Genomic DNA, 26,466 nt, shown 5'->3' with positions numbered 1-26,466 from the left:
CGCCCCGAACGGCCGGGTGCCCGTACGGAGACTCCGTACGGGCACCCGGCAATGTGGTGCGAGCGGTGCGGTCAGCCGCGCAGCTCGGCCGCGACCAGCTCCGCGATCTGGACGGCGTTCAGCGCCGCGCCCTTGCGGAGGTTGTCGTTCGAGACGAACAGCGACAGGCCGTTCTCGGCGGTCTCGTCGTTGCGGATCCGGCCCACGAAGGACGCGTCCTGGCCGGCGGCCTGGAGCGGGGTGGGCACGTCGGAGAGGGCCACGCCGGGGGCGCCGGCCAGCAGCTCCTGGGCGCGGGCGGGGCTGAGCGGACGCGCGAAGCGGGCGTTGACCTGGAGCGAGTGGCCGGTGAAGACCGGGACGCGGACGCAGGTGCCGGCCACCTTCAGGTCCGGGATCTCCAGGATCTTGCGGCTCTCGTGGCGGAGCTTCTGCTCCTCGTCGGTCTCGTTCAGCCCGTCGTCGACGATCGAGCCGGCCATCGGGAGCACATTGAAGGCGATGGGGCGGACGTAGGTGTCCGGAGCGGGGAACTCCACGGCCGAGCCGTCGTGCGTCAGCTTGGTGGCGTCCTGCTCGACGGCCTTGCGGACCTGGCCGTCCAGCTCCTCCACACCGGCCAGACCGCTGCCGGAGACCGCCTGGTAGGTGGCGACGACCAGCGAGACCAGGCCGGCCTCGGCGTGCAGCGGGCGCAGCACCGGCATCGCGGCCATGGTGGTGCAGTTCGGGTTGGCGATGATCCCCTTGGGGCGCTCGGTGATCGCCGAGGGGTTGACCTCGGAGACGACCAGCGGGACCTGGGGGTCACGGCGCCAGGCCGAGGAGTTGTCGATCACGACCGGGCCGGCGTCGGCGACCTTCTCCGCCAGCGCCTTGGAGGTGGCACCGCCGGCCGAGAAGATCACGATGTCCAGCGCCGAGTAGTCGGCGGTGGCCGCGTCCTCGACGGTGATCTCGGTGTCCTGCCAGGGCAGCGTACGTCCGGCGGACCGGGCCGAAGCGAACAGCCGCAGCTGCTCGACCGGGAAGTTCCGCTCGGCGAGGATGCCCCGCACCACACCGCCGACCTGTCCGGTGGCTCCGACGATTCCGATCCTCATGGGACTCCTTCTTTCTGGCCTGGCTCGGGTGTCTGCTCGGAACACCTGCTCAGTAGTGCCTCCATCATGTGTGTGACACCCGTCGCCTTGTCCAATCCGTTCCATTCCGTGGCGGGTCGGGACGGCGGATCTGGGCGGAGTGTGGCCACCCACTCACAGTGCGTGGTGCCTGCCCGGCCGTGTGCGCTGCGGATACCCCGCGGGGTGAACATCCGGTGACCGCCGGCCACACCCCCGGGCAGGGCTCCGTGACCGGCCGGTGGCGGGCAGATCCCTGTGCGGTGATGGGTTCCCCGCGTTGCGGTGGCGTTCACGCGCAGGTCATTCCCGATGCCAACCATCCCAGGTGACAGGGCAGTTGTGCTGCCCGGCCGCCTTCGCGTTCGCACTCGGGGAGCCTGCGTATGTCCCGTATACGGTCCGCCGCCACCTTCGACCGCCGTACGTTCCTCACCGCCACCGGGGCCGTCGGCGCCGCGACCGGGCTGGGGCTCGCCTTCGGCGTCGGCCCGGACCGGCCGGCCCAGGCCGCCGCCGTCACCACCGGTCCGGCCCCGGCCGCGCCGGTGCCGGTCGACGCCCCCGCCGTCCCCCATGTGCCGTACACCAAGGGCACCACCCTCGGCAGTGTGTCCGCCCCGCGCGGCAGCGGAGGCTACCGCCGGCTCGCCGACGGCCCCGCATGGAACCGGGTGGTACGCGCCGACCTGGCCACCGCACACGGCGGGCGCGACCGGCGGCGGACCGCCCTGGCGTCGTTCGTGCAGTTCACCGACCTGCATCTGGTCGATGTGCAGAGCCCGCTGCGCTACGAGTACCTGCGCGCCGAGACCGCCAGCGCCTGGCGGCCGCAGGAGGCGCTGTCCGTGGCCGGCGTCGTCTCGCTGATCGAGCGGGTCAACGCGCTGCCCGGCGGGCCCGCCACCGGCACCCCGCTGTCCTTCGTGATGACCACCGGCGACAACACCGACAACAACTCCAAGCTGGAGCTGGAGTGGTTCCTGACCGCGATGAGCGGCGGCCGGATCACCCCCAACTCCGGCGACCCGCGCCGCTACGAGGGCGTCCAGGACAGCGGGCTCGCGCTGTACTGGCAGCCGGACAGTGCGCTGCGCGACGCCGACAAGAAGCGGGGCTTCCCGCATCTGCACGGCTTCCTCCAGGCGGCGATCCGGACCGTGCACAGCCCCGGCCTGCGGCTGCCCTGGTACTCGACGGTCGGCAACCACGACTCGCTGCCCGGCGGCTGCTACGCCCCCGGCGACCCCTTCTGGACCGAGATCGCCACCGGGGGCCGCAAGCTGGAGACGCTGCCCGCCGCCGAGGCCGCGAAGGTGTGGAAGGCGGTCAAGGAGGGCCTCGACCCCAAGGGCGCGGACTTCGAGCGCCTGCTGACCTCGCACCGCAAGCAGGCCAGGAGCGTCACCCCCGACGCGCGGCGCGCCCCCTTCACCCGGGCCGAATACCTGCGCGCCCATCTCGACCCCGCACACACCGGCCCCGGCCCGCACGGCCACGGCTACACCCCGGCGCATCTGTCCGAGGACCGGCTCTACTACACCTTCAAGATCTCCGATGACGTCCTCGGGATCAGCCTGGACACCACCGACCCCGGCGGCCACTACACCGGCTCGGTCGGCGACGCCCAACTGCGCTGGCTGGAAGGGGTGCTGAAGAAGAACGAGAAGGGGGACAAGCTGCACGTCCTCGTCTTCAGCCACCACACCGGCAAGACGATGAACAACACCCAGCCCGACCCCGCCCGTCCGCACGAGAAGCGGCACGGCGGTCCGGAGCTGATCGAGGTGCTGGCCGCGCACCCCCGGGTGGTCGGCTGGATCAACGGCCACAGCCACAAGAACGAGATCATCGCGCACGGCAGCTTCTGGGAGATCTCCACCGCCTCGCACATCGACTTCCCGCAACTGGCCCGGGTCATCGAGCTGGTGGACAACCACGACGGCACCCTGTCGCTGTTCGCCACCCTGGTCGAGTCGGCCGCCCCGCACCGTACGGACTTCACCGACCTCTCGCAGACCGGGCTGGCCGCCCTCTACCGCGAGCTGTCCTTCAACGCGCCCGAGGCCCGTACCGACCTCGCGGGCACGGCCCGGGACCGCAACGTCGAGCTGCTGCTCAAGCGGCGCTGACGGGGCCCGCGCGGGCGCGCGGATCCCCGGGGCGCGGCCGGCGCCCCGAAGCGCCCGGCTAGCGCGGCAGTACCACCACATACGCACCCGGCTCCCGGTCCCCAGCCGCCATCAGGGCCGTACGGACCACCGCGGCCTGCTGGTCCGGCGTCTCGCGCAGGGTGCGGGGCAGACAGCGCACGACGGTGATGCCCAGCCGCTCCAGGTGCTCGCGCTTGTGGAAGAAGGGGGACGCCAGCGGGTCCTCCTCGGGGCGGGGCGCCCGGGTGTCGATCTCCAGGGCCACCCCGTACTCGGGCCAGAAGGCGTCCACGCCGCCAAGGTGCGGCCCGCCCGGCAGCCGCAGATCGACGTTCCACAGCGGGTCGGGCAGCCCGTGCTCCCGCACCATGGCGTAGAGCCGCTGCTCGGCCAGCGCCCGGCCCTCGGCCAGCAGGGTGTCCACCGCGTCCACCACGTGCGGCCGGGTCAGCAGCCGGGCCCGGCTCAGCTCCCGCACCACCGCGGTCGCCTCGCAGTGGCCGCCGCGCACCGCCTCGGTCAGCAGCCGGCGCACGGTGGGCGCGTCGGTGAGCCCGCCGACCGCGTCCGCCAGGGCGCGCGGCACCGGCGCGGCCGGCACCCCGGTGATCTCCTGCGCGACGGGCAGCTCCACGGCCCGCAGGATCCGCGCGAAACCGGTCGAGCGCAGCCGCCGGGTGCGCGACACCAGCACGTCGATGCGGTCCAGGCCGAGCAGCGGGGGCGCCTCCGCGAAGCCGTGCAGGACGAGCGCCGCCAGACCCGTGATCATCGCCTCGGGGGCGTCCTCGGACGCGGCGCCCTGCCGGGGCACGGTCGGCCCCCGATGACTGGCGTAGAGCAGCACCGCCTGTAGCCGTTCCTCGCTGGTGGGCGGCCCCGGGTGCAGCAGATAGACGCCCGGCAGCAGTTGCTGCCAGGGGCCGCCGGCGCGGCAGCGTTCGGTGGTCTCGGCCGCCGGGACGCCGTGCTCCCGCAGCTGACGGGTGGTCATCACCCGGCTGTGGACGTCGGAGAGGTGGCGGAGGGGGAGGGGCGAGAGCGGGGTGTCGTGGTTCATGCGGGCCAGATTCCCGCGCCCGCTCCGCCCCCTAACCGCTGTTACACGCTCGTACCACAAACCGGACAACCCTGTACTAAAGTACGGGCGTTCGACTGCCGAAAAGGGCTGGTCGCCACGGGGGTTACGGCCTGGCCCCGGCCGCCGCGTCACAAGCCTGTGCCCGCAGTGCCCGGGCCAGATCGTCCCGCTTCTCCAGGACCAGCCGGCGCAGCGCGGGCGCCGCCCGGTCGTGCTCCGCCAGCCAGCGGTCCGCGGCGTCCAGCGTGGAGTGCTCCACCAGCCAGCCCGGGAACAGCCCGCGCACCACATCCATCCCGATCTCGATGGACCGCTCCCGCCACACCCGCTCGATGGCCTCGAAGTAGCGCGGGGCGTAGGGCGCCAGCAGCTCCCGCTGCCCCGGCTGTCCGAAGCCCGCGATGGTCGCCTCCACCAGCGCGTTCGACAGTACGTCGGACTCCACGACCGCCTGCCACGCCTGCTGCTTGACCTCGGCCGAGGGCCGGGCCGCAAGGCAGCGCACCTGGTGGCGCCGGCCGGACGCGGTGTCGTCGCGGGCCAGCTCCGCGGCGATCACGGACTCGTCCGCGAGACCGTGCGCGGCCAGCGGTTCCAGCAGGGTCCAGCGCAGCTCCTGGTCCACGTCCAGGCCGTCGATCTTCGCCGTGCCGTCCAGCAGGCCCTGGACCAGCTGGAGATCGGCGGGGGACGCGGCGACGGCGGCGACCTGCCGGGCCCAGGTGAGCTGATGGCCGCTGCCGGGCGCGGCCAGCCGCAGCTCCCGCAGCGCGCCCTCGGCCAGCTCCCGGCCGGCGGACTCCCGGTGCTCGGGCGCCGCGTAGTGCTCCAGCGCGGTCTGCGCCTGGTCGTGCAGGGACTGGAGCACCCCGATGTCGGTCTCCCGGCCGGCGAACCGCCGCACCAGGTCGAGGTAGTCGCGGGCCGGCATCAGCCCGTCCCGGGTCAGTCCCCACAGCGCCGCCCAGCACTGCGCGCGCGCCATCGGGTCGGCCAGCTCGCCGAGCCGGGCCCGCAGGGTGGCCAGCGACCCCTCGTCGAAACGGACCTTGCCGTACGTCAGGTCCTCGTCGTTGACCAGGATCAGCTCCGGCCGCTCCAGACCGGCCAGCTCCGGCACCACCGTGCGCGGTCCGGAGACGTCCACCTCGGCGCGGGCGTAGCGCACCAGCGCCGGATCCCCGCCCTCCGCGAGCCCGCCCTGCCGGCGGTAGAGGCCCACCGCGACCCGGTGCGGCCGCAGCTCGGGGTGCGAGGGTGCCGCCTCCTGGAGGATGCCCAGCTCGGTGATCCGGTCCTGGGCGTCACAGGTGACCTGCGGGGTGAGGGAGTTGACGCCCGCGGTCTCCAGCCAAGCCCGCGACCATGCCGCCAGGTCCCGCCCGGAGGTCTCCTCCAGCACCGTCAGCAGGTCCGTGAGCCGGGTGTTGCCGTAGGCGTGCCGCTTGAAGTAGCGCCGGGCGCCCTCCAGGAACGCCTCCCGCCCCACGTACGCCACCAGCTGCTTGAGCACCGCGGCGCCCTTGGCGTAGGTGATGCCGTCGAAGTTGAGCTTGGCGTCCTCCAGGTCCCGGATGTCGGCGGTGACCGGGTGGGTGGAGGGCAGCTGGTCGGCGCGGTAGGCCCAGGACTTGCGCTGGTTGGCGAAGGTGATCCAGCCGTCCGTGAAGCGCGTCGCCTCCACCAGTGCGAAGGACCCCATGAAGTCCGCGAAGGACTCCTTCAGCCACAGGTCGTCCCACCACTCCATGGTGACCAGGTCGCCGAACCACATGTGTGCCATCTCGTGCAGGATGACGTTGGCCCGCCGCTCGTAGGACGCCTCGGTCACCTTCCCGCGGAAGATGAACTCCTCGCGGAAGGTGACACAGCCCGGGTTCTCCATCGCACCGAGGTTGTACTCCGGGACGAACGCCTGGTCGTACTTCCCGAAGGGGTACGGGAAGTCGAAGTGGTCGTGGAAGAAGTCCAGGCCCTGCTTGGTGACGGTGAAGACGTCGTCCGCGTCGAAGTGCTTCGCCAGCCCCTTGCGGCACAGCGCGCCCAGCGGGATCTCCAGCGTGGTGCCGTCCTTGAAGGTGCGGCGGTAGCTGTCGGAGACGTAGTGGTACGGGCCGGCGACCACGGCCGTGATGTACGTGGAGATCGGCCGGGTCGTCGCGAAGCGGTGCCGGCCGCCCTCGGCCGCGCCGTCCTGGGCGCCGTTGCTGAGCACCACCCAGCCCTCGGGGGCGGTCACATCGAAGGTGAACGGGGCCTTCAGGTCGGGCTGTTCGAAGTTGGCGAAGACCCGGCGGGAATCGGCGGGTTCGTACTGGGTGTAGAGGTAGACCTCGCCGTCCTCGGGGTCCACGAAGCGGTGCAGCCCCTCACCGGTCCGGCTGTAGGCGCACTGCGCGTCGACGACGAGGACGTTCTCCGCGGCCAGTGCTGCCAGCGTGATCCGGGTGCCGTCGAAGACCGCCGCGGGGTCCAGCTCCCGGCCGTTGAGGGTGACGGAGGTGACCGACGGTGCCAGCAGGTCCGCGAAGGTGGCGGCGCCGGGCTCGGCGCAGCGGAAGCGGATGGTCGTCCGGGAGCGGAAGGTGTCCGCGTCCGCACCGTGGGCGAGCGCCGAGCGGACGTCCAGCGCCACGTCGTACGCGTCGACGCTCAGCAGCCGGCCGCGCTCCCGCGCCTCGTCCCGGGACAGATTCTCACCTGGCACGACGTGACTCCCTCATGCTCGTCTCGGATATCGAACACGGGGAATCATGGCACGCCGGCCGGCGGTTGAACCGTGCACATATAAGCTCCGTTGCCGCACCGCTCTCAAGAGGAGACCCCGTGTCCGACACCGCGAAGACCCCCGCAGACTTCTGGTTCGATCCGCTGTGCCCCTGGGCGTGGATGACCTCCCGCTGGATGCTGGAGGTGGAGAAGGTCCGCCCGGTCGAGGTGCGCTGGCACGTGATGAGCCTGGCGGTGCTCAACGAGGACAAGCTGGACGAGCTCCCGGAGAACTACCGCGAGCTGCTGGCGACCGCCTGGGGCCCGGTGCGGGTGTGCATCGCCGCCGAGCAGCAGCACGGCAGCGAGGTGCTCGGCCCGCTCTACGCCGCGCTCGGCACCCGCTTCCACAACCGCGGTCTGGACCGCACCCGCGAGACGCTCGTCGACGCCCTTCAGGAGGCCGGTCTGCCCGCCGAACTGGCCGACGCCGCGGACTCCGACGCCTACGACGCGCAGCTGCGCGCCTCCCACAAGGAGGGCATCGACCTGGTCGGCCAGGAGGTCGGCACGCCGGTCATCGCCGTCCCCGGGCACGACGGCGAGCAGATCGCCTTCTTCGGCCCGGTCGTCACCCCCGCCCCCAAGGGCGAGGAGGCCGCCAAGCTGTGGGACGGGACGCTGATGGTCGCCTCGATCCCCGGCTTCTACGAGATCAAGCGGACGCGGACCCAGGGGCCGATTTTCGACTGAGGTCCCGGCACCGATGTCCAGGCACTGATGCCCATGGGAGCGCCCCCGCACGTATCGGACGTGCGGGGGCGCTCCGTCATTCCGCCTGCCGGGTGAAGGGTGAGAAGACGATCACGAGGCAGGACGACCGGTGGCGCCGGTGACGGCGTTACGGGGCCAGCAGCAGGTTGTGCGCGCGCTGCTTGGCGGAGGCGTACCGCTTGGCGACGTCCTGCCAGTTCACGACCTGCCACATGGCCTCGATGAAGTCCACCTTCTGGTTCTTGTACTGCAGGTAGAAGGCGTGCTCCCAGGCGTCGAAGACCAGGATCGGGACCGAGCCCTGCCCGACGTTGCCCTGGTGGTCGTAGATCTGCTCCACGATCAGCCGGCCGGCGACCGGCTCGTAGGCCAGGACGCCCCAGCCGGAGCCCTGGGTGGTGGCGGCGGCCTTGGTCAGCTGGGCCTTGAAGCCGGCGTACGAGCCGAAGCTCTCCGCGAGGGCGTCGGCCAGTTCGCCCACGCCGTCCTTCTCGTGCGGCTCGCCGCCGCCGTCGCCGGTCATGTTGTGCCAGTAGATGCTGTGCAGGATGTGGCCGGAGAGGTGGAACGCGAGGTTCTTCTCCAGGCCGTTGATGCTGCCCCACGCTTCCTTGTCGCGGGCCTCGGCGAGCTGCTCCAGGGTGTCGTTCGCGCCCTTCACATACGCCGCGTGGTGCTTGTCGTGGTGCAGCTCGATGATCTCGGGGCTGATGACCGGAGCCAGCGCCGCGTAGTCGTACGGAAGTTCAGGAAGTGTGTAGGTGGCCATGCCGATCCCGCCTCCAAGCTGCGTACATGCAGTAGTTGCAAACAATGTGCAAGAACACGCTATCAGCAGGAGTGATCGCCGGCCGGTGACGGGACCGGGTGGGTACCGAAGACGGAGGCGGGGCGGGACCTCGGAAGGAGGTCCCGCCCCGCCTGTGGGGAATCCGGAGAGCGCTACGGCTTGGTCAGGTCCGGGCCGCTGCCCAGCGACCGCTGCCGGGCCAGGCCGACGATCGCCAGCACGATCCCGAAGCCACCGGTGAACAGCAGCTGGATCCGCTGGTTCTCATCGCGCAGCATCAGCAGCAGCACGGCGGCGATACCCGCCAGCGCCACCCAGGTCAGCACCGGGAAGGCCCACATCTTCACCACGAGCTTCTCCGGTGCCTCGCGCTCCAGCGCCCGCCGCAGCCGCAGTTGGGCGACGGCGATGAAGCCCCACACCACCAGCACGGCCGCACCGACCATGTTCAGCAGCCACTGGAAGACCGTGTCGGGCCACAGGATGCTCAGCAGCACCGCGACGAAACCGAACGCGGCGCACATCAGCACCGCCCGGCGCGGCACCCCGCCGCTGACCTTCGACAGGAACGCCGGGCCCTGGCCGCGGGCGGTCAGCGAGAACGCCATCCGGGACGAGCCGTAGAGGTTGGCGTTCATCGCGGACAGCAGGGCCACCAGGATGACCACGTTCATGATCTGGCCGGCCGCCGGGATGTCGAGGTAGTCCAGCACCGCGACGTAGGGGCCGCTCTTGGCGATCGAGGAGTCGTTCCAGGGGATGACGGTGACGATGATGGCCATCGAGCCCACGTAGAAGAGGGCGATCCGCCACATCGCGGTCCGCACCGCACGCGCGACCCCGCGCACCGGGTCCTTGGACTCGGCGGCCGCGATGGTCACCGTCTCCAGACCGCCGTACGCGAACACCGAGGCCAGCAGGCCGACCATCAGGCCGTTCAGGCCCTTGGGGAGGAAGCCGCCGTCGCCGGTGAGGTGCGCGGTGCCCGGCGCATGGGTGCCGGGGAGCACGCCGAAGATGGCCAGCAGACCCAGGACCAGGAAGATGCCGATCGCCGCGACCTTCAGGGCGGCGAACCAGAACTCGAACTCACCGAAGTTGCTGACCGCGGCCAGGTTCGTACCGGTGAAGATCACCATGAACAGCAGCACCCACATCCACGGCTGGGTGCCCGGGAACCACTGGACCATGACGTCCGCGGCGCCCAGTGCCTCGGCGGCCACCGCCACGCACAGCAGCGCGGTGAACATCCAGCCCACCGTGAATCCGGCCCAGGAGCCGATGGAGCGCTCGGCGTGCACGGAGAAGGAGCCGGAGGCCGGATTGGCCGCGGCCATCTCCCCGAGCATCCGCATGACCAGCATGACCAGGGCGCCGGAGACGGCATAGGCCAGCACGATCGACGGGCCGGCCGCCGCGATGCCCTCGCGCGAGCCGACGAACAGGCCCGCGCCGATCACCCCGCCCAGGGCGATCATCGAGAGATGGCGCTGCTTGAGGCCGTTGGACAGCGTGGAGCCGCTGTCGGGGCCGGCGCCCTGAACCGCGTCGGCCTGCTCGCGCGCGGCGGCGGCGGACGAGGGTGTCCGATTCATGTGGTTCCTGTCCCAGTAGGTGAGAGCGGAGCGAGGCGTTACTGCGTTCTCCCGGGGCCGCGAGCGGTGCGACGGTGCTGCCGGCCCCCTGGACCCCGGTGGGGCGGCAGGTCGCATGGGCCTGCCGACAGCACGACTCCGGGGTCCTCGGCAAAGCGGGCTCAGTCTGGGTGCCGGTGTCCGCTCAGGGCAACAGTCGTGCAGCGAATGTTCGATATTCAGACGTGATCGTCACCATGGGTATCCGAACGCTCGTCAGTTACCACGCGGTGTGATCCCCGTCTCGGGCTTCAGCCGCCCGCGCGGCGCTCCCGGAGCGCGCGCAGGCCCGCGACGAGCAGCACCGCGCCGGTCGCCCCGGCCGACCACAGCAGCTGCGGACGGGCCGCGTCATCGGTCAGCATCAGCACCAGCACGGCCCCCATGGCCACCAGCGCCGCCCAGGTCAGATACGGGAAGGCCCACATCCGCAGGGCCAGTTGCCCCGGTGCCTCGCGCTCGATCCGCCCCCGCAGCCGCAGTTGGGAGACGGCGATCAGCGCCCAGACGAACAACAGCACCGCGCCGACCGCGTTGAGCATGTAGAGGAACACCGAATCCGGCCATTCCAGATTCAGCAGCACCGAGACGAAGCCGAAGGCCACCGAGGCCAGCACGGCCCGGCGCGGCACCCCTCCCGCACTCCCGGCTCCGCTCGAACGGGGGGACCCCGACACCTTCAGCAGTGCGCGCGGCGCCTCACCCCGCTCGGCCAGCGAGAACACCATCCGCGAGGAGCCGTAGAGATTGGCGTTCAGCGCGGAGAGCAGCGCCACGAACACCACGATGTTCATGATCTGGCCGGCCCCCGGCACACCGATGCTGTCCAGCACCGCCACATACGGGCTCTTGCCCGGCTCCATCGACGACCACGGCAGCAGCGTCACGATGACCACCATCGAGCCGACGTAGAAGAACAGGATGCGCCACACCGCACTGCGCACCGCCCGGCCCACCGCGCGCGCCGGGTCGTCCGACTCGGCCGCGGCGATGGTGACGACCTCCAGGCCGCCGAAGGCGAACACCACGGCCAGGACCCCGGAGACCACCCCGGCCCAGCCGTGCGGCAGCAGCCCGCCGTGCCCGGTGAGGTTGCCCAGCCCGACCGGCTCGGCATTCGGCAGCACCCCGAAGATCGCCAGCAGGCTCAGCACGAGAAACAGCACGATCGCGGTGACCTTCAGGGCGGCGAACCAGAACTCGAACTCCCCGAAGTTCTTCACCGCGGTCAGATTGGCGCCGGTGAAGACCGTCATGAAGAGCAGCACCCAGGCCCACTGCGGCACCGCCGGCACCCAGCCGTTCGCGATCTGCGCCGCACCGGTGGCCTCCACCGCCAGCACCACGACCAGCAGGAACCAGTACAGCCAGCCGACGCTGAAACCGGCCCAGCGGCCCAGCGCCCGCTCCGCATGCACGGAGAACGCCCCGGAGGCCGGCATCGCCGCCGACATCTCGCCGAGCATCCGCATGACCAGCATCGCCAGTGCGCCCGCGATCAGATACGACAGCACGATCCCCGGCCCGGCCACCGCGATGCCGGCCCCGGAGCCCACGAACAGGCCCGCGCCGATCACCCCGCCCAGGCCCAGCATCGTCAGATGACGCTGCTTGAGGCCCGCGGACAACGGCTCCTGCTCACCGGCGACCGCACCGGGAGCGCCGGTACCAGGAGAGGTGACACCGGGGGAGACGGCGCCAGGAGAACTGACACCGGGAGAAGACTCGCCGGCGCGGGTCGGTACGTCGTGCATGGCTCGTACTCTCGCAAGGGCCGGGCGGTGATGCCGCCGGCAGGTTTGGGGGAACTCCACAGCTCGCCGCGGATCGGACCCAGTGTCGCCGCAGGTCGCGCGCTACCACAAAACCGGCCCCGCGGCACCTTCCCGGCCGTGATGAGCATCACGTGACCTGCAAAGACGCCACGCGGCTCAACAGGGCCGGGCAGGCCGGCGGTTGATCGGAACTCTCCAAGCGGGCCGGTGCGGCTTTGTCACCGCCACACGATGATCGCCGGCGGTCCGCTGAACTAACGTCGTCGCGTCCCGTCCCTTCCTTCCCCCCCCCGCGAGGTCCCGATGAGCACAGCCGCCCTCACCTCCCCCGATGGGGGTACCCCCTGCTCGAGCGAAGCCGAGAGCTTGGGGGAGGTCCTCGCCGACCTGCTGCCGGCCACCACCGCCTCCCGCGCCCGCGTCCGGGACGCCGCGCTGGTGCTCGGTGGCGCCGCGCTCACCGGCATCGCGGCCCAGATCGCGGTCCCCGTCCCCGGCTCCCCGGTTCCGGTCACCGGCCAGACCTTCGCGGCCCTCCTGGTCGGTGCCTCGCTCGGCGCGCGCCGCGGTCTGCTGTCGCTGGCGCTGTACGCCCTGGCCGGGATGGCGGGGATGCCGTGGTTCGCCGGCGGTGCCTCCGGTGCCGGCGGGGCCACCTTCGGCTACGTCATGGGCATGCTGCTCGCCGCCGGCCTCGTGGGCGCGCTGGCCCGCCGCGGCGGCGACCGCGGGGTGCTGCGCACCGCCGCCACCATGGCCGCCGGCACCGCCGTGATCTACGCCGTCGGAGTGCCCTACCTGGCGCTGAGCACCGGGATGCCGTTCGGCCAGGCGGTCGCCGTCGGCCTGGTCCCGTTCCTGATCGGTGACGCGCTCAAGGCCGCACTGGCGATGGGCGCGCTGCCCACCGCCTGGAAGCTGGCGAGCTGATCTTGCGGCTAAGCCGCCGCCGCTTTCGCGGAGGGGGTTGCTCGCCATCGGGGTTTCTCAATTGATGGCTGATGTATTCCGATGCGAAGAGGGCGGGGACCGCACCATTTCGGTATCTCGGTGCGGTTCCCGCCCTCGTCGCTGTCGTTGTCGTTACGCGCCGTCGCCGGCCTTCGCCGCGTCCCGGGCCCGCGGGCGCCGCCGCTCCAGCAGCAGCCCGACCGCCAGCACGACCACGGCCGCGATCACCGACAGCACCATCTGCTTGCGCCCGTCCGGGTCGTAGAACATGTAGCCCACCACGAACACGATCATCGCGATCGTCGCGTATGTCAGCCACGGGTACAGCCACATCCGCACCGTCAGCCGCTCCGGGGTCTCCCGCTCGATGGTCCGGCGCATCCGCAGCTGCGAGAAGCAGATGACCAGCCACACGAACAACGCCACCGCGCCGGACGAGTTGAGCAGGAACTGGAAGACGGTGTCCTTCGAGGTGTAGCTGAAGATCGTCGCGATGAAGCCGAAGGCGACCGACGCATAGGTGGCGACCGCCGGCACCCCGCCCTTGTTGACGGTGGCGAACGACTTCGGGGCGTCACCGCGCTCGCCGAGCGAGAACGCCATCCGGGAGGCGGTGTAGAGCCCGGAGTTCAGACAGGACAGCACCGCGGTCAGCACCACGATGTCCATCACGGTGCCCGCGTACGGGATGTCCAGCGACTCCAGCACGGCCACGTACGGGCTCTTGGCCACGGCCTTGTCGTTCCACGGCAGCAGGGTCACGATCACGCCGATCGAGCCGAGGTAGAACAGCGCGATCCGCCAGATGACGCTGTTGACGGCCTTGCGGACGGCCTGCACCGGGTTCGGCGCCTCGCTCGCCGCCAGCGTGACGATCTCGCTGCCCATGAAGGAGAAGACCACCAGCAGCATGCCGGAGAGGATCGCGCCGGGACCGTGCGGCAGGAAGCCGCCGTGCCCGGTCAGGTTCGCGACGCCGACCGGGTCGTCGCCCGGCGGCAGCCCGAATATCGCCAGCGCGCCGACCACGATGAAGACCACGATCGCGACGACCTTGATGCCGGCGAACCAGAACTCGAACTCGCCGAACGAGCCCACCGAGATCAGGTTCGTACCGGTCAGCACGATCATCACCAGCAGCGCCCAGGCCCACTGGGGGACGGCGGGGACCCAGCCGGTGAGGATCGAGGCGGCCGCGGTCGCCTCGACGGCCAGCACGACCGACCAGAAGAACCAGTACAGCCAGCCGATGGTGAAGCCGGCCCAGCGCCCCAGCGCCCGGTCGGCGTAAGCGGAGAACGAGCCGGACGTGGGGGAGGCGGCGGCCATCTCGCCCAGCATCCGCATCACCAGCACGACCAGCAGCCCGGTCAGTGCGTAGGAGAGCAGAATGCCCGGACCCGCGGCCGCGATACCGGCCCCGGAACCGACGAACAGGCCGGCGCCGATCACCCCGCCGATGGCGATCATCGACAGGTGGCGGTTCTTGAGTCCTGCCTGCAGCCCGTCCGGCGACTGCCCCCCGGTCGATCCGCCGCTGGGATCGCCGGCAGGCGGGACCGCTGTGGTGGTGGGGGTGCCCCCTGCTCCGGTGGAGCTGGGGGGAGGGGGGTGCGCGCCCATGAGCACCGTCCTTCGTGGTTCGCGGAAGAGATCTCTGGCATTAGATCTTCGTTATCCGTTGATTGGAAGGCCTGGAGTCGGATTGTTGTGTGAAACCCTGGGCGGTTACGCGATGCGCTTGCGTACGGAAGGCGGGAGCGGTAGCCCGTCCGCCCGGGCCCGGGACGACCCCGCGACGCCTGCCCGGCCCCCTCGTGTCACACTCATCGCATGCGCGTGTACCTCGGCTCCGACCATGCAGGTTTCGACCTCAAGAACCACCTCGTCGAATGGCTCAAGGCCCATGGCCACGAGCCCGTCGACTGCGGCCCCCACATCTACGACGCCCAGGACGACTACCCGCCGTTCTGCCTGCGCGCCGCGGAGAAGACCGCCGCCGACCCGGAGAGCCTCGGCATCGTGATCGGCGGCTCCGGCAACGGCGAGCAGATCGCCGCCAACAAGGTCAAGGGCGTACGGGCCGCGCTGGCCTGGAGCGAGGAGACCGCCAAGCTCGGCCGCGAGCACAACAACGCCAACGTGATCTCCGTCGGCGGCCGGATGCACACCGAGGAAGAGGCGACCGCGTTCATCGCGGCCTTCCTCAACACGCCCTACTCGGGCGAGGAGCGGCACACCCGCCGCATCGAGATGCTCTCGGCCTACGAGACCACCGGCGAACTGCCCGCCATCCCCGCCCACCACCCGCAGGGCTGACCCCCGCTCGTCCCGCCGCCCGCCCGCCCCGGCCGCCGGGGCGGGCGGGCGCGCCCACTGGAGGAACACCCGTGCCCGAGGGGCATACGATCCACCGCCTCGCCCTGGACCACCGCTCCCGTTTCGAGGGCGAAGCCGTCCGGGTGAGCAGCCCGCAGGGCAAGTTCGCCGGCGGCGCCGCCCTCGTCGACGGCCAGGTCATGACCGCCGCCGAGGCGCACGGCAAACACCTCTTCCTCGGCTTCGGCAAGGACCGCTGGATCCACATCCACCTCGGCCTCTTCGGCAAGCTCGGCTTCGGCACCGCGCCCGCCCCGCCGCCCACCGACACCGTCCGGCTGCGCCTGGCCACCGCCGACCACCACGCGGACCTGCGCGGACCCACCACCTGCGCACTGATCACCGAAGCCGAGAAGCAGGCGATACACGAGCGGCTCGGCCCCGACCCGCTGCGCCCCGGCGACGACGGCACCCGCGCCTGGCAGCGGATCTCCCGCAGCCGGACGACCATCGCGGCGCTGCTGCTCGACCAGAAGATCATCGCCGGCGTCGGCAACGTCTACCGCGCCGAGGTCCTCTTCCGCCATCACATCGACCCCTACCGCCCCGGCCGTGACCTCACCCGCACCGAATGGGACGCCCTCTGGGACGACTTGGTGTTCCTGATGGCCGAGGGCGTCCGGCACAACCGGATCGACACCGTCCGCCCGGAGCACCTCCCCGAGGCCATGGGCCGCCCGCCGCGGGTCGACGACCACGGCGGCGAGGTCTACGTCTACCGCCGCGCCCCGCAGGGCTGCCACATCTGCGGCAGCGAGATCCGCACCGCCGGCCTCGCCGCCCGCAACCTCTTCTGGTGCCCGGGCTGCCAGCCGTCCACCGGCGGCGGCTGACGGTCCCCGGCGGCGTCCGGTACGGCCACCGCGCCACCCCCGTACGCCGGGGGCCGGACCCCGGACCCGCTCAGAACCCGTGCGGCAGCCAGGGCGCCACATCCGACCCGAACGCCCTCGACGCGGGCGCCAGCGCACCGGGCCGCAGCTCCCGCACCCGGCCCGCCGCCGCCAGCGCCGTCAGCGCGAAGCCACCCAGATACGCCGAGCCCAACTCGCGTACGGACAGCGCCAGTTCGGCCTCGTCGCGGGTCCGCACGCAGGACGCGCCGCTCGCGTCACCGGTCAGCCGCCAACGCCCCTCGTTCCACGGGCAGAACGGATCCGCGACCTCCAGCACCACGTCCACCGGCGTCCGGTACGTCCGGGCCGCCAGCGCCGCGCCCACCTCCACCGGCCGGACGAACAGGGACTCCCGCAGCTCCATCGCGCAGCGCCGCATGTCCGCGACGAGCAGCGGCAGCGCATCGTCCACCGGCCGGGTGCGCACCGCCACCGACGACGTCAGGTCGATCCCGAACAGAAAGCGCCACAGCGCCGCGTACACCACCGGGTCCAGCGCGTCGAGATGCCGGACGACCACCGCACCCGCGGGCCCGCCCCGGTCCCAGGACGGTTTGACCGCAAAGCGCGCATAGCCCCGCACCTCGCCGTCCACCTCGGCCACCACGCACTGGAGCATCCCGGCCCCGTCCCGCTCATCGGGCGGGTCCTGCACGGCTATCCGCTCCCAGCCGGGCAGCCGGGCGAGCATTCCGGGGCGGGACGGCACCAGTTGGGCGTAGACCCGCTCGCAGTCGGCGAGCGCGGCCGCCGGATCCACCAGTCGCAGCCGCACGCCGTCCGTGCCGGGCAGCTCGGGGGCGGCCAGCCGATCCGTGTCCACGGTCAGCTGCATGTCCAGGGCCGCCGCCCCGTAGCCGAACCGCCCGTAGATCGCCGGCTCCGACGCGGTGAGCACCGCCAGCGGTTCACCGCGCTCGCGGACGTCCGCGAGCTGGTGCCGCATCATCGACCGCAGCAGCCCGCGGCGGCGGTGCGTCGGCTGCACACTGACCATCGTGACCCCGGCCGCCGGCACCCCGGCCCCGCCCGGCACGGTGAGCCGGAACGAGAGCGCCCCCGCCGTGGCGACGCAGTCGTCGCCGTCCCAGATCCCGATCGAGCGCTCGATCTCGGTGGCCGCCCGCCGGAGGGACCGCCGCTCAGGGGGCGGGGGCAGCTCGCCGAACGCCAGATCCAGCTTGTCGGACCAGTCGTCCCACTCGACGTCCCGCACGCCCCGCAGTTCCGTTGCCATGCCCCATCCCTAGCAGGCCGCTCTCCGGCCGCGCGACCGGATTTCGAACGGAGTTTCCCGGCAATTGGCCGGGCCGTCGTGCGGCGAATCGACGCGCCGCCGAACGGGTGGATAGGGTCCCAGAGCAATGACAAGCGGCCAGGGCACGGACTCCCTGACGGCCCGGATGCACAAAGGTCTGCACCGGGCCCGCATCGGCGTGCGCAAGGCCGGGGTCGACTACTTCCGTGGTGAGGGCTCCGACCGGTTCGCACTGGCCGTCCTGCTCCTGGCCATACCCGCCATCGCCGCGGGCACGCTCCGGTTCCCCGAGTGGGTCGCCCCGACCGCCCTGGTCCTCCCGGTCATCGCCGGCGGACTGGTGCTGCGGCCGGCCAACCTCCTCGTGCTGTACGGCGCCTCCGCGACCGCGCTGGTCGTCGAGTCCGCGTTGTTCGGCCCGTATGACGAAGGACCGGACCGGATCACTCCGGGCACCGTGCTGGTGGTCGCCGCGGTCGGGTTCTTCGGGTTGCTGATCGCGCAGTTCCGCAGCCGGGTCGGGGTGCCCTGGCGGCGCGGCGGCACCATGCTCTTCGACCTGCGCGAGCGGATCCGCGTCCAGAGCGAACTGCCCAAGCTGCCCCAGGGCTGGCACCGCGAGATGGCGCTGCGCCCGGCCGGCGGGCAGTCCTTCTCCGGCGACTTCGTGGTGGCCTCCCGCACCCACGGCGGCAGCATCCTCGAAGTGGTGCTGACCGATGTCTCCGGCAAGGGCATGGACGCCGCCTCCCGCGCGCTGCTGCTGTCCGGCGCCTTCGGCGGCCTGCTCGGCTCACTGCCGCCGCACGCCTTCCTGCCCGCCGCCAACGGCTACCTCCTGCGCCAGGACTGGGACGAGGGCTTCGCCACCTCCATCCATCTCGTCCTCGACCTGGAATCCGGCGACTACGAGCTGCTCTCCGCCGGGCATCTGCCGGCCCTGCAACTCAGCGCGGGCACCGGCCGCTGGGAGGAGAAGTCGGGGGAGGGGCCGCTGCTCGGCGTCTACGACGGCGCCCAGTTCGACCCGGTCAAGGGCACGCTGCGGACGGGCGATGTGCTGATGTTGTTCACCGACGGCTTGGTCGAGGCCGCCGACCGCGATATCGCCGAGGGCATCGACCGGCTGACCGGCGAGGCCGACCGCTATGTCGCCAGCGGCTTCGCCGGCGCGGCCTGGCACCTGATCGAGGCCGTCGCCAAGGACGTCAACGACGACCGGGCGCTGCTGCTGATCTGCCGGGACGCCTGACCGACGGCTGACCCGGGGGCACCGTCCGCGCGGCTCTTTCTTCGCCGGTCTCCCCGGGTGGGCGCACCGGCCGTCCCGGCGCTCGGGCACCGCGCGGCCGGGCCGGGGCCCGCGCTCAGGCGCTGACGCGGGCCCGCGCCGTGTCGGCCGGGTCCTTGCGGAACGCCCAGGCCATCGTCGGCTCCATCGCGAAGCGGAACACCTTGCGGACCGGCGGGGTGCACAGGGCCGTCACGATGGCCCCGGCGATCAGCGTGACCGCGATCTCACCGAGCGGGGTGTGCAGCCAGGCGTAGTCGTCGAACCAGCCCCAGAAGCGCGAGCCCTTGGCCAGGAAGCCGTGCAGCAGATAGCCGTACAGCGTCCCCGCGCCCAGCACCGTGAACCACGTCCGCCGCGTCGGTACCCAGGAGAAGAAGCAGGCGGTGAGCACGATCGAGCAGCCGAAGAGCGCCAGCGTCATCACCGCGCCGATCCACCAGGTGGTGCCCAACTCCTGGGCGCTGTCCCGGTGGTAGAACCACGCCGAGGTCATCCGGGGCGCCGCCCAGTAGGCCATCACCAGCGCGGCCGCGAAGGCGGGAATCGAGGCGATCCGCACCGCCCGCCGCTGCACCATCGCGAAGTGCTCCGCCCGCAGCGACAGCCCCAGGACGAAGAACGGCAGGAACTGGAGCACCCGCTGGAGGTCCAGATCGTCACCGATGTCGGGTGAGACGGACGCGAGGACGGCGATGGCCACCGCGAGCGGGATCGGCCAGCGCACGATCTTCCACAGCGGGGTGGTCAGCCGCCAGATGAACAGGGCCACCAGGAACCACGTCAGGAACCACGGGTCGAGCAGGCTGATGGGCTGCCCCGGGTCGTCGTCCGCCCAGCGCTTGAAGAAGGCGTAGGCGGTCTCGAAGAGGACATAGGGGACCGCGACCCCGGTGACCAGCCGCTGCAACCGGTCCTTGCGCATGTCGAAGCTGCGCGAGAAGTAGCCCGAAATGATGATGAAGGCCGGCATGTGGAACGTGTAGACGGTCATGTAGAACGCCTCGGCGGCCCGGCTGCCGTCGGTCAGCGGCTCCCAGGAGTGCCCCATCGCCACCAGCACGATGGCCAGGTACTTCGCGTTGTCGAAGAACGGATTGCGGCTACCGGCTTTGGGGGAGGGCGGCTCGGCCGCCTCCGGCCCGCCGGACGGCCCGGCCGTCGCCTCCGTCCGGTCCGTGTCCGCCGCCCGGGCAGCGGGGAGTGCGCGTCGGGGTGTCGGGGCAGCGGAAAACATTGGAGGCACGATAGCGGCGGTCGACGAATGCGTAAAACCGCGTCCTGCCCCTTTCCTATTTCTCCCCGGCGCCGCCGCGGATGAAGAACGGATAAACCCGCAATCACCGGGTAGAAGCTGGTCAGCGGCCGCCCGACTCGTCCCCTATCATCCCTTCAAATCCCCCCGTATCCCCCGCAAACGACTCCGCGGTAATGTCCCATCCCTTGCTCTTATGTCCGAATGCTAATAAGCCCTTGCGGCACCCGGTAAAGCAGTGACGGACGCCACGAATTTCCCTTTCCGCGGATCCGGGGAGGGGGCGAGCGGCACCGGAGAAAGATCGGAACGATTTGCCGGGGCGGCGCCGGGTGGGAAGAATTCCCCGCCCGGCCCGGCCTCTCCTGAGGACGTCGCCACCCCTACGTCACCCGCTCCGCCACCCCGCGCACCGCCCGGCCGCACCCTGCGGTCCCCCAGCTGGTCACCCAGCGTCGGGAATCGGGCAAAGCGTTGGCCGATGATTCGTCACCGGTATCCAGTGGGCATGGAGTTGGTGGCACGATGGTGCAGGGGGGTGTGCGAGGCATGCTCCCGGGCCGGTGAGGCGTTCCGACCGAGGGTGTGATCAGTTGTGGCTCTTTCGCTGTCTGTGGTGCTGCTGTTGGGGATCATTCTGATCGTGTTGATCAGAGGGAAATCCATCAAGGCAGGTCCGGCGCTCGTCGCCATACTGTTCGGCTTCTTCCTCGCCTCCACGGGCATGGCGCCGTCGATCAACCGGTTCCTCAACTCCCTGGCGGACACCATCAACCACATCACCTTCTAGGTGGTCCGCCGGCCCCTCCCGGGCACCGCACGAGGGATCGGCCCTACGAGGTCTCCTCGCCTCCGGTCCGCGCCGCGGCTTCGCGTACGGCTTCCGCGCTGCGTCCCACCAGCGCCGAACCGTCGTCCGCGGTGATGATCGGCCGCTGAATCAGCCGGGGGTGCGCCGCCAGCGCCGCGATCCACCGCTCGCGCGCGGCGTCGGTGCGCTCCCACTCCCCGAGCCCCAGCTCCTTCGCCTCGGGCTCCTGGGCCCGGGTGATGTCCCAGGGCTCCAGCCCCAGCCGTTGCAGTACGGCGCGCATCTCTTCCGCGCCCGGCGGATCCTCCAGGTACCTGCGCACCGTGTACGAGGCGCCCTCCTCGTCGAGGATCTCCACGGCGGAACGGCACTTGGAACACGCGGGATTGAGCCAGATCTCCATGGGGCCACCTTAAGGACCCCCGCCCTCGGGGCGAAGAGGCGTGCGCCCGCCCGCCGTCTCGCCCGTGACAGCGCAAAACCCCAGGCCATCAGGCCTGGGGTCCGCATGCGGAGCGGGCGACGGGAATCGAACCCGCGTAGCTAGTTTGGAAGACTAGGGCTCTACCATTGAGCTACGCCCGCGAGCGCCGACCGGTCGCAGGACCGCGGCACGCAGTGCATCCTAGCGGGTCGCGGCGGTGCGCCGCACATCCCTTCCGCGGACGGTGCGCCCGGCCGCCCGGACCCGCACCTCCACCCCGCCGGGCAACCCGATAACTGGCAGCCGTACGGCCTGCGGCCATGTACCCTACGTGTCGCACCGACGGGGTGTGGCGCAGCTTGGTAGCGCGTCCGCTTTGGGAGCGGAAGGTCGTCGGTTCGAATCCGGCCACCCCGACCAGCAGCAGGTCGGCCCGACGGTTCGCGTCGGGCACCGCTGCGGCCCACCAGAGCGAGTCGCAAGATCGACGGCCGTTCAAGATCACATTGTGGGCGTCATCCTCCTTGCGGTTACTATGCAAACTGCGTGCCCGTGTGTCTGTGTACCGGGCGCGATCGGCCGGACCCGGATCAGCCGGGCGCAGGCAGATCTCACGCAGGACCCCAGAAGTCAGCCCCAAGGAGACCGAACCGTGAAGAGCGCCGTGGAGACCCTGAACCCGACTCGGGTTCGGCTCACTGTCGAGGTGCCCTTCGAGGAGCTCAAGCCCAGCCTCGACGCGGCGTACAAGAAGATCAACCAGCAGGTCACGGTGAAGGGCTTCCGCCAGGGCAAGATCCCGGCCCGCGTCATCGACCAGCGGTTCGGCCGCGGCGCCGTGCTGGAGGAGGCCGTCAACGACGCGCTCCCGAAGTTCTACACCGAGGCGGTCAACGAGGGTGAGCTGAACGTCCTCGGCCAGCCCGAGGTCGACATCACCGAGCTGAAGGACGGCGAGCTGCTGGCCTTCACCGCCGAGGTCGACATCCGTCCCGCCCTGGAGATCCCGGACTACTCCGGCATCGAGGTCGAGGTCGACGCCGTCGAGGTGTCGGACGAGGACATCGACAAGTCCGTCGAGCAGCTGCGGGAGCGCTTCGCGACGACCAGCCCGGTCGAGCGCGGCGCCCAGGACGGCGACGTCCTGACGCTCAACCTCGAAGCGAAGGTGGACGGCGAGGTCCTGGAGGACGGCGTCGCCCAGGGCGTCACCTACACCGTCGGCTCCGGTGAGCTCCTCGACGGCATCGACGAGGCCGTCACCGGCGTCGAGGCCGGTGGCAGCGCCACCTTCACCTCCGAGCTCAAGGGCGGCTCCGCCGAGGGCAAGGAGTCCGAGGTCACGGTCGAGGTCACCGAGGTCAAGTCCCGCGAACTGCCCGCGCTGGACGACGACTTCGCGCAGCTGGCCAGCGAGTTCGACACCCTTGAGGAGCTGCGCGCGGACAGCCGCAAGCGCCTTGAGCAGATGAAGAAGTACGACCAGGCCACCCAGGCTCAGGAGAAGGTCCTGGACGAGCTGCTCAAGCTCGTCGAGGTGCCGATGCCCGAGAAGCTGCTCGAGGACGAGATCCAGACCCGCAAGCACAACCTGGTCAACCACCAGCTCGGCCAGATGGGCCTCGACCTCGCGAAGTACCTGGAGATCCAGGGCAAGAGCGAGGAGGAGTTCGACGCCGAGACCAAGGAGCAGGCCGAGAAGGGCATCAAGACCCAGTTCATCCTCGACGAGCTGGTCAACAAGGAGAAGCTGAACGTCAGCCAGGAGGAGCTCACCGAGCACCTCATGCGCCGCGCGCAGTCCTCCGGCATGTCCCCCGACCAGTTCGCGCAGGCCGTCGTCGAGGGCGGCCAGGTGCCGATGCTCGTCGGTGAGGTCGCCCGCGGCAAGGCCCTCGCGGTCGTCGTCGAGGCCGCCACGGTCAAGGACAGCAACGGCGAGGTCATCGACCTCGACGACGAGGACGAGACCGCCGAGACGGTCGAGGCCGCCGAGACCGAGGCCGCCGACGCCGCCGAGACCGAGGGCGACGAGAAGTCCGAGGCCTGAGCCTGCGGCGCCGGCGCGCCGACCGGCTGTGACGGGCCCGAACACGCACGTCCGCGTGTTCGGGCCCGTATGTCGTCACCCGCCGGTGAGCCTGCGCTCACAGCGAACAGTTATCGATGCGGGATGGCGTTGTCCGACCTGCGCGTTAGGGTCCGTAGATACGAGGGCAGGGGAGTCCCTGAAACCGCGCCGGACCCACACACGGCGCCGATCCCCGCGCCCCAGAAGACGACGCTGAGACGGCCTGAGCCGTCCGACAACGAGCAGGTGGACACGTGACGATCCCGATGCCTTCCGCCGCCGCTGAGCCGACCTTCGGTGGCCTCGGCGACCAGGTCTACAACCGGCTGCTCGGCGAGCGGATCATCTTCCTCGGCCAGCCGGTCGACGACGACATCGCCAACAAGATCACCGCGCAGCTGCTTCTCCTCGCCGCGGACCCGGACAAGGACATCTTCCTCTACATCAACTCCCCGGGCGGCTCGATCTCGGCCGGCTTGGCGATCTACGACACCATGCAGTACATCAAGAACGACGTGGTGACGATCGCGATGGGCCTCGCCGCCTCCATGGGGCAGTTCCTGCTGAGCGCCGGCACCCCGGGCAAGCGCTTCGCGCTGCCGAACGCCGAGATCCTCATCCACCAGCCCTCCGCGGGCCTGGCGGGTTCCGCGTCGGACATCAAGATCCACGCCGAGCGGCTGCTGCACACCAAGAAGCGGATGGCGGAGCTCACGGCCTTCCACACCGGCCAGACCGTCGAGCGGATCACCCAGGACTCGGACCGCGACCGCTGGTTCTCCGCCGATGAGGCCAAGGAGTACGGCCTGATCGACGATGTGATGACCTCCGCCGCCGGCGTTCCGGGCGGGGGCGGCACCGGGGCCTGAGCCCCGTACCACTCGCCCCACATCCCCCAGCCCACTTGATCGCCACCAGGACGGTGAACACCACGATGAACAACTTCCCCGGCAGCGGCCTCTACCAGCGAGCCGAGTCCGAGCAGTCCGGTCCGGCCTCGCAGTTCTCCGGCCCACAGGCCGAGGCTCGCTACATCGTCCCGCGCTTCGTCGAGCGCACCTCGCAGGGCGTGCGCGAGTACGACCCGTACGCGAAGCTGTTCGAGGAGCGCGTGATCTTCCTCGGCGTGCAGATCGACGACGCCTCGGCCAATGACGTCATGGCGCAGCTGCTGTGCCTGGAGTCGATGGACCCGGACCGGGACATCTCCATCTACATCAACAGCCCCGGCGGTTCGTTCACGGCGCTCACGGCCATCTACGACACGATGCAGTTCGTGAAGCCGGACATCCAGACGGTCTGCATGGGCCAGGCGGCCTCCGCTGCGGCCGTGCTGCTCGCCGCGGGCACGCCCGGCAAGCGGATGGCGCTGCCGAACGCCCGGGTGCTGATCCACCAGCCCTACAGCGAGACCGGCCGCGGCCAGGTCTCCGACCTGGAGATCGCCGCCAACGAGATCCTGCGGATGCGCTCGCAGCTGGAGGACCTCCTGGCCAAGCACTCCTCCACGCCGGTCGAGAAGATCCGTGATGATATCGAGCGTGACAAGATTCTGACCGCAGAGGAATCCCTGGCGTACGGTCTGGTCGACCAGATCGTCTCGACCCGGAAGTCCTCCGTGTCGATCGGCTGACGATCTTCGCAAAGTGAGCCGGAGCGTTGCCCCCTTGGACCGGGTCGGGATCGAGTGAACCGAGTCGGTCCAAGGGGGGCCCGTACGGGGGGCCCGGCAAGGTACCGTCGATAGGCAAGCACCCGGGTCCGTGGAGCAATGCGGATCCCAGGCGAAGGGGAAGCACCTCGTGGCACGCATCGGTGACGGCGGCGACCTGCTCAAGTGCTCATTCTGCGGAAAGAGTCAGAAGCAGGTGAAGAAGCTCATCGCGGGACCTGGTGTGTACATCTGCGACGAGTGCATCGACCTCTGCAACGAAATCATCGAGGAGGAGCTCGCCGAGACCTCCGAGGTGCGGTGGGAGGAGCTCCCCAAGCCGCGGGAGATCTACGAGTTCCTCAACGGCTATGTCGTCGGCCAGGACCCCGCCAAGAAGGCGCTCTCGGTCGCCGTCTACAACCACTACAAGCGGGTGCAGGCGGGCGAGAACGGCCCCGGCCGCGGCGACGAGGGCATCGAGCTGGCCAAGTCCAACATCCTGCTGCTCGGCCCCACCGGCTCCGGCAAGACCCTGCTCGCGCAGACCCTCGCCCGGATGCTCAACGTCCCCTTCGCGTTCGCCGACGCCACGGCGCTCACCGAGGCCGGCTACGTCGGTGAGGACGTCGAGAACATCCTCCTCAAGCTGATCCAGGCCGCGGACTTCGACATCAAGAAGGCCGAGACCGGCATCATCTACATCGACGAGATCGACAAGGTCGCCCGGAAGAGCGAAAACCCGTCGATCACCCGCGATGTCTCCGGTGAGGGCGTCCAGCAGGCCCTGCTGAAGATCCTGGAGGGCACCACCGCCTCGGTCCCGCCCCAGGGCGGCCGCAAGCACCCCCACCAGGAATTCATCCAGATCGACACCACGAACGTGCTGTTCATCGTGGGCGGTGCCTTCGCCGGTCTGGAGAAGATCATCGAGGCCCGGTCCGGCGCCAAGGGCATCGGCTTCGGCGCCACGATCCGCTCCAAGCGCGAGATCGAGTCCAAGGACCAGCTCCAGGACGTCATGCCGGAGGACCTGGTGAAGTTCGGGATGATCCCGGAGTTCATCGGCCGCCTCCCCGTCCTCACCTCGGTCCACAACCTCGACCGCGAGGCCCTGCTGCAGATCCTGGTCGAGCCGCGCAACGCGCTCGTCAAGCAGTACAAGCGCCTCTTCGAACTCGACGGTGTCGAGCTGGACTTCGACCGCCCGGCCCTGGAGGCCATCGCCGACCAGGCCATCCTGCGCGGCACCGGCGCCCGCGGTCTGCGCGCCATCATGGAGGAGGTCCTCCAGGCGGTGATGTACGAGATCCCGTCCCGCAAGGACGTGGCCCGCGTCGTCATCACCGAGGACGTCGTCCACTCGAACGTGAACCCGACCCTGGTCCCGCGCAACCGCGGCGAGTCGGGGGAGCCGCAGGAGAAGAGCGCCTGAGGCGCGG

Annotated in this window: 21 protein-coding genes and 2 tRNA genes; 12 read left to right on the top strand and 11 right to left on the bottom strand. The window is 70.6% G+C overall.

Annotated features, from left to right (window positions below):
- Positions 1 to 71: 71 nt before the first annotated feature.
- The gene (locus EST54_RS07770; protein ID WP_129246395.1) at positions 72 to 1,103 is read right to left on the bottom strand and encodes an aspartate-semialdehyde dehydrogenase; all 1,032 of its coding nucleotides are present in this window, start codon (positions 1,101 to 1,103) and stop codon (positions 72 to 74) included.
- A 404-nt stretch (positions 1,104 to 1,507) separates the two neighbouring features.
- Between EST54_RS07770 and EST54_RS07765 the strand changes: the two genes are divergently transcribed.
- Positions 1,508 to 3,253, top strand: coding sequence for a TIGR03767 family metallophosphoesterase (locus EST54_RS07765; RefSeq protein ID WP_129246392.1), 1,746 nt, complete (start codon positions 1,508 to 1,510; stop codon positions 3,251 to 3,253).
- Positions 3,254 to 3,311: 58 nt separating this feature from the next.
- Here EST54_RS07765 and EST54_RS07760 read toward each other — a convergent pair whose 3' ends face one another.
- Together EST54_RS07760 and pepN are read right to left on the bottom strand one after the other, a co-directional pair.
- Positions 3,312 to 4,334, bottom strand: coding sequence for a hypothetical protein (locus EST54_RS07760; RefSeq protein ID WP_129246390.1), 1,023 nt, complete (start codon positions 4,332 to 4,334; stop codon positions 3,312 to 3,314).
- 124 nt (positions 4,335 to 4,458) lie between these two features.
- Positions 4,459 to 7,062 carry an aminopeptidase N gene (gene pepN / locus EST54_RS07755; protein ID WP_129246388.1) on the bottom strand — a complete coding sequence of 868 codons (2,604 nt, stop codon included), beginning with the start codon at positions 7,060 to 7,062 and terminating at the stop codon, positions 4,459 to 4,461.
- A 119-nt stretch (positions 7,063 to 7,181) separates the two neighbouring features.
- On the opposite strand from pepN, the gene EST54_RS07750 reads away from it, so the two are divergent.
- Positions 7,182 to 7,817, top strand: coding sequence for a mycothiol-dependent nitroreductase Rv2466c family protein (locus EST54_RS07750; RefSeq protein ID WP_129246387.1), 636 nt, complete (start codon positions 7,182 to 7,184; stop codon positions 7,815 to 7,817).
- 148 nt (positions 7,818 to 7,965) lie between these two features.
- Here EST54_RS07750 and EST54_RS07745 read toward each other — a convergent pair whose 3' ends face one another.
- From EST54_RS07745 to EST54_RS07735, 3 genes are all read right to left on the bottom strand, one after another.
- On the bottom strand, positions 7,966 to 8,607 hold the full coding sequence (locus tag EST54_RS07745) for a superoxide dismutase (RefSeq protein ID WP_129246385.1): 642 nt from the start codon (positions 8,605 to 8,607) through the stop codon (positions 7,966 to 7,968).
- A 173-nt stretch (positions 8,608 to 8,780) separates the two neighbouring features.
- Positions 8,781 to 10,223, bottom strand: a complete 1,443-nt coding sequence (locus EST54_RS07740; protein WP_129246383.1) for an amino acid permease — start codon at positions 10,221 to 10,223, stop codon at positions 8,781 to 8,783.
- Between the two features lie 290 nt (positions 10,224 to 10,513).
- Positions 10,514 to 12,016, bottom strand: a complete 1,503-nt coding sequence (locus tag EST54_RS07735; protein WP_129246381.1) for an amino acid permease — start codon at positions 12,014 to 12,016, stop codon at positions 10,514 to 10,516.
- Between the two features lie 324 nt (positions 12,017 to 12,340).
- On the opposite strand from EST54_RS07735, the gene EST54_RS07730 reads away from it, so the two are divergent.
- Complete coding sequence (locus EST54_RS07730; protein WP_174857407.1) at positions 12,341 to 12,967, top strand: biotin transporter BioY; 627 nt, start codon at positions 12,341 to 12,343, stop codon at positions 12,965 to 12,967.
- Positions 12,968 to 13,120: 153 nt separating this feature from the next.
- Here EST54_RS07730 and EST54_RS07725 read toward each other — a convergent pair whose 3' ends face one another.
- Positions 13,121 to 14,611 carry an amino acid permease gene (locus EST54_RS07725; RefSeq protein WP_129246377.1) on the bottom strand — a complete coding sequence of 497 codons (1,491 nt, stop codon included), beginning with the start codon at positions 14,609 to 14,611 and terminating at the stop codon, positions 13,121 to 13,123.
- A gap of 210 nt (positions 14,612 to 14,821) precedes the next feature.
- Between EST54_RS07725 and EST54_RS07720 the strand changes: the two genes are divergently transcribed.
- Positions 14,822 to 15,307, top strand: a complete 486-nt coding sequence (locus tag EST54_RS07720; protein WP_129246375.1) for a ribose-5-phosphate isomerase — start codon at positions 14,822 to 14,824, stop codon at positions 15,305 to 15,307.
- A gap of 71 nt (positions 15,308 to 15,378) precedes the next feature.
- A complete protein-coding gene (locus EST54_RS07715; RefSeq protein ID WP_129246373.1) occupies positions 15,379 to 16,200 on the top strand; it encodes an Fpg/Nei family DNA glycosylase in 822 nt (273 codons plus the stop codon).
- Between the two features lie 70 nt (positions 16,201 to 16,270).
- On the opposite strand, the gene EST54_RS07710 is transcribed toward EST54_RS07715, so the two are convergent.
- A complete protein-coding gene (locus EST54_RS07710; RefSeq protein WP_129246371.1) occupies positions 16,271 to 17,500 on the bottom strand; it encodes a GNAT family N-acetyltransferase in 1,230 nt (409 codons plus the stop codon).
- A 127-nt stretch (positions 17,501 to 17,627) separates the two neighbouring features.
- Here EST54_RS07710 and EST54_RS07705 point away from each other — a divergent pair, with 127 nt between their 5' ends.
- Positions 17,628 to 18,773 (top strand): PP2C family protein-serine/threonine phosphatase, encoded by a 1,146-nt coding sequence (locus tag EST54_RS07705; protein ID WP_129246369.1) that lies wholly within the window; start codon positions 17,628 to 17,630, stop codon positions 18,771 to 18,773.
- 115 nt (positions 18,774 to 18,888) lie between these two features.
- On the opposite strand, the gene EST54_RS07700 is transcribed toward EST54_RS07705, so the two are convergent.
- Positions 18,889 to 20,049: an acyltransferase family protein gene (locus tag EST54_RS07700; RefSeq protein WP_129246367.1), complete on the bottom strand. Its 1,161-nt coding sequence runs from the start codon at positions 20,047 to 20,049 to the stop codon at positions 18,889 to 18,891.
- Positions 20,050 to 20,662: 613 nt separating this feature from the next.
- Here EST54_RS07700 and EST54_RS07695 point away from each other — a divergent pair.
- The gene (locus EST54_RS07695; protein ID WP_030415520.1) at positions 20,663 to 20,857 is read left to right on the top strand and encodes a hypothetical protein; all 195 of its coding nucleotides are present in this window, start codon (positions 20,663 to 20,665) and stop codon (positions 20,855 to 20,857) included.
- 43 nt (positions 20,858 to 20,900) lie between these two features.
- Here the strand turns inward: EST54_RS07695 and EST54_RS07690 are convergent, their stop codons facing one another.
- Together EST54_RS07690 and EST54_RS07685 are read right to left on the bottom strand one after the other, a co-directional pair.
- Positions 20,901 to 21,281, bottom strand: coding sequence for an arsenate reductase family protein (locus EST54_RS07690; protein ID WP_129246365.1), 381 nt, complete (start codon positions 21,279 to 21,281; stop codon positions 20,901 to 20,903).
- A 111-nt stretch (positions 21,282 to 21,392) separates the two neighbouring features.
- A tRNA-Gly gene (locus EST54_RS07685) sits at positions 21,393 to 21,463 on the bottom strand.
- Between the two features lie 182 nt (positions 21,464 to 21,645).
- On the opposite strand from EST54_RS07685, the gene EST54_RS07680 reads away from it, so the two are divergent.
- From EST54_RS07680 to clpX, 5 genes are all read left to right on the top strand, one after another.
- Positions 21,646 to 21,722: transfer RNA gene (locus tag EST54_RS07680), tRNA-Pro, on the top strand.
- A gap of 232 nt (positions 21,723 to 21,954) precedes the next feature.
- Positions 21,955 to 23,352, top strand: coding sequence for a trigger factor (gene tig / locus EST54_RS07675; RefSeq protein ID WP_161989261.1), 1,398 nt, complete (start codon positions 21,955 to 21,957; stop codon positions 23,350 to 23,352).
- A 287-nt stretch (positions 23,353 to 23,639) separates the two neighbouring features.
- Entirely contained in the window at positions 23,640 to 24,242 is a 603-nt protein-coding gene (locus EST54_RS07670) for an ATP-dependent Clp protease proteolytic subunit (protein ID WP_030283915.1), read from the top strand.
- A gap of 65 nt (positions 24,243 to 24,307) precedes the next feature.
- Positions 24,308 to 25,006 (top strand): ATP-dependent Clp protease proteolytic subunit, encoded by a 699-nt coding sequence (locus tag EST54_RS07665; protein WP_174857408.1) that lies wholly within the window; start codon positions 24,308 to 24,310, stop codon positions 25,004 to 25,006.
- A gap of 169 nt (positions 25,007 to 25,175) precedes the next feature.
- Entirely contained in the window at positions 25,176 to 26,459 is a 1,284-nt protein-coding gene (gene clpX, locus EST54_RS07660) for an ATP-dependent Clp protease ATP-binding subunit ClpX (protein WP_006605628.1), read from the top strand.
- Positions 26,460 to 26,466: the final 7 nt, after the last annotated feature.

It is taken from the genome of Streptomyces sioyaensis, from assembly GCF_004122735.1.
Classification (GTDB): domain Bacteria; phylum Actinomycetota; class Actinomycetes; order Streptomycetales; family Streptomycetaceae; genus Streptomyces; species Streptomyces sioyaensis.
The sequence above is the reverse complement of the archived record's forward strand: the minus strand, read 5'-3'. Positions and strand labels throughout refer to the sequence as shown.

Excerpts from the sequence above, each read along its gene's own strand:
- EST54_RS07670 (WP_030283915.1), top strand. The coding sequence starts at position 23,640 with ATGCCTTCCGCCGCCGCTGAGCCGACCTTCGGTGGCCTCGGCGACCAG.
- EST54_RS07765 (WP_129246392.1), top strand. The coding sequence starts at position 1,508 with ATGTCCCGTATACGGTCCGCCGCCACCTTCGACCGCCGTACGTTCCTC.
- EST54_RS07730 (WP_174857407.1), top strand. The coding sequence starts at position 12,341 with ATGAGCACAGCCGCCCTCACCTCCCCCGATGGGGGTACCCCCTGCTCG.
- EST54_RS07745 (WP_129246385.1), bottom strand. The coding sequence starts at position 8,607 with ATGGCCACCTACACACTTCCTGAACTTCCGTACGACTACGCGGCGCTG.
- EST54_RS07705 (WP_129246369.1), top strand. The coding sequence starts at position 17,628 with ATGACAAGCGGCCAGGGCACGGACTCCCTGACGGCCCGGATGCACAAA.
- EST54_RS07770 (WP_129246395.1), bottom strand. The coding sequence starts at position 1,103 with ATGAGGATCGGAATCGTCGGAGCCACCGGACAGGTCGGCGGTGTGGTG.
- EST54_RS07710 (WP_129246371.1), bottom strand. The coding sequence starts at position 17,500 with ATGGCAACGGAACTGCGGGGCGTGCGGGACGTCGAGTGGGACGACTGG.
- EST54_RS07690 (WP_129246365.1), bottom strand. The coding sequence starts at position 21,281 with ATGGAGATCTGGCTCAATCCCGCGTGTTCCAAGTGCCGTTCCGCCGTG.
- EST54_RS07760 (WP_129246390.1), bottom strand. The coding sequence starts at position 4,334 with ATGAACCACGACACCCCGCTCTCGCCCCTCCCCCTCCGCCACCTCTCC.
- EST54_RS07720 (WP_129246375.1), top strand. The coding sequence starts at position 14,822 with ATGCGCGTGTACCTCGGCTCCGACCATGCAGGTTTCGACCTCAAGAAC.
- EST54_RS07735 (WP_129246381.1), bottom strand. The coding sequence starts at position 12,016 with ATGCACGACGTACCGACCCGCGCCGGCGAGTCTTCTCCCGGTGTCAGT.
- EST54_RS07700 (WP_129246367.1), bottom strand. The coding sequence starts at position 20,049 with ATGTTTTCCGCTGCCCCGACACCCCGACGCGCACTCCCCGCTGCCCGG.
- EST54_RS07725 (WP_129246377.1), bottom strand. The coding sequence starts at position 14,611 with ATGGGCGCGCACCCCCCTCCCCCCAGCTCCACCGGAGCAGGGGGCACC.
- EST54_RS07665 (WP_174857408.1), top strand. The coding sequence starts at position 24,308 with ATGAACAACTTCCCCGGCAGCGGCCTCTACCAGCGAGCCGAGTCCGAG.
- EST54_RS07740 (WP_129246383.1), bottom strand. The coding sequence starts at position 10,223 with ATGAATCGGACACCCTCGTCCGCCGCCGCCGCGCGCGAGCAGGCCGAC.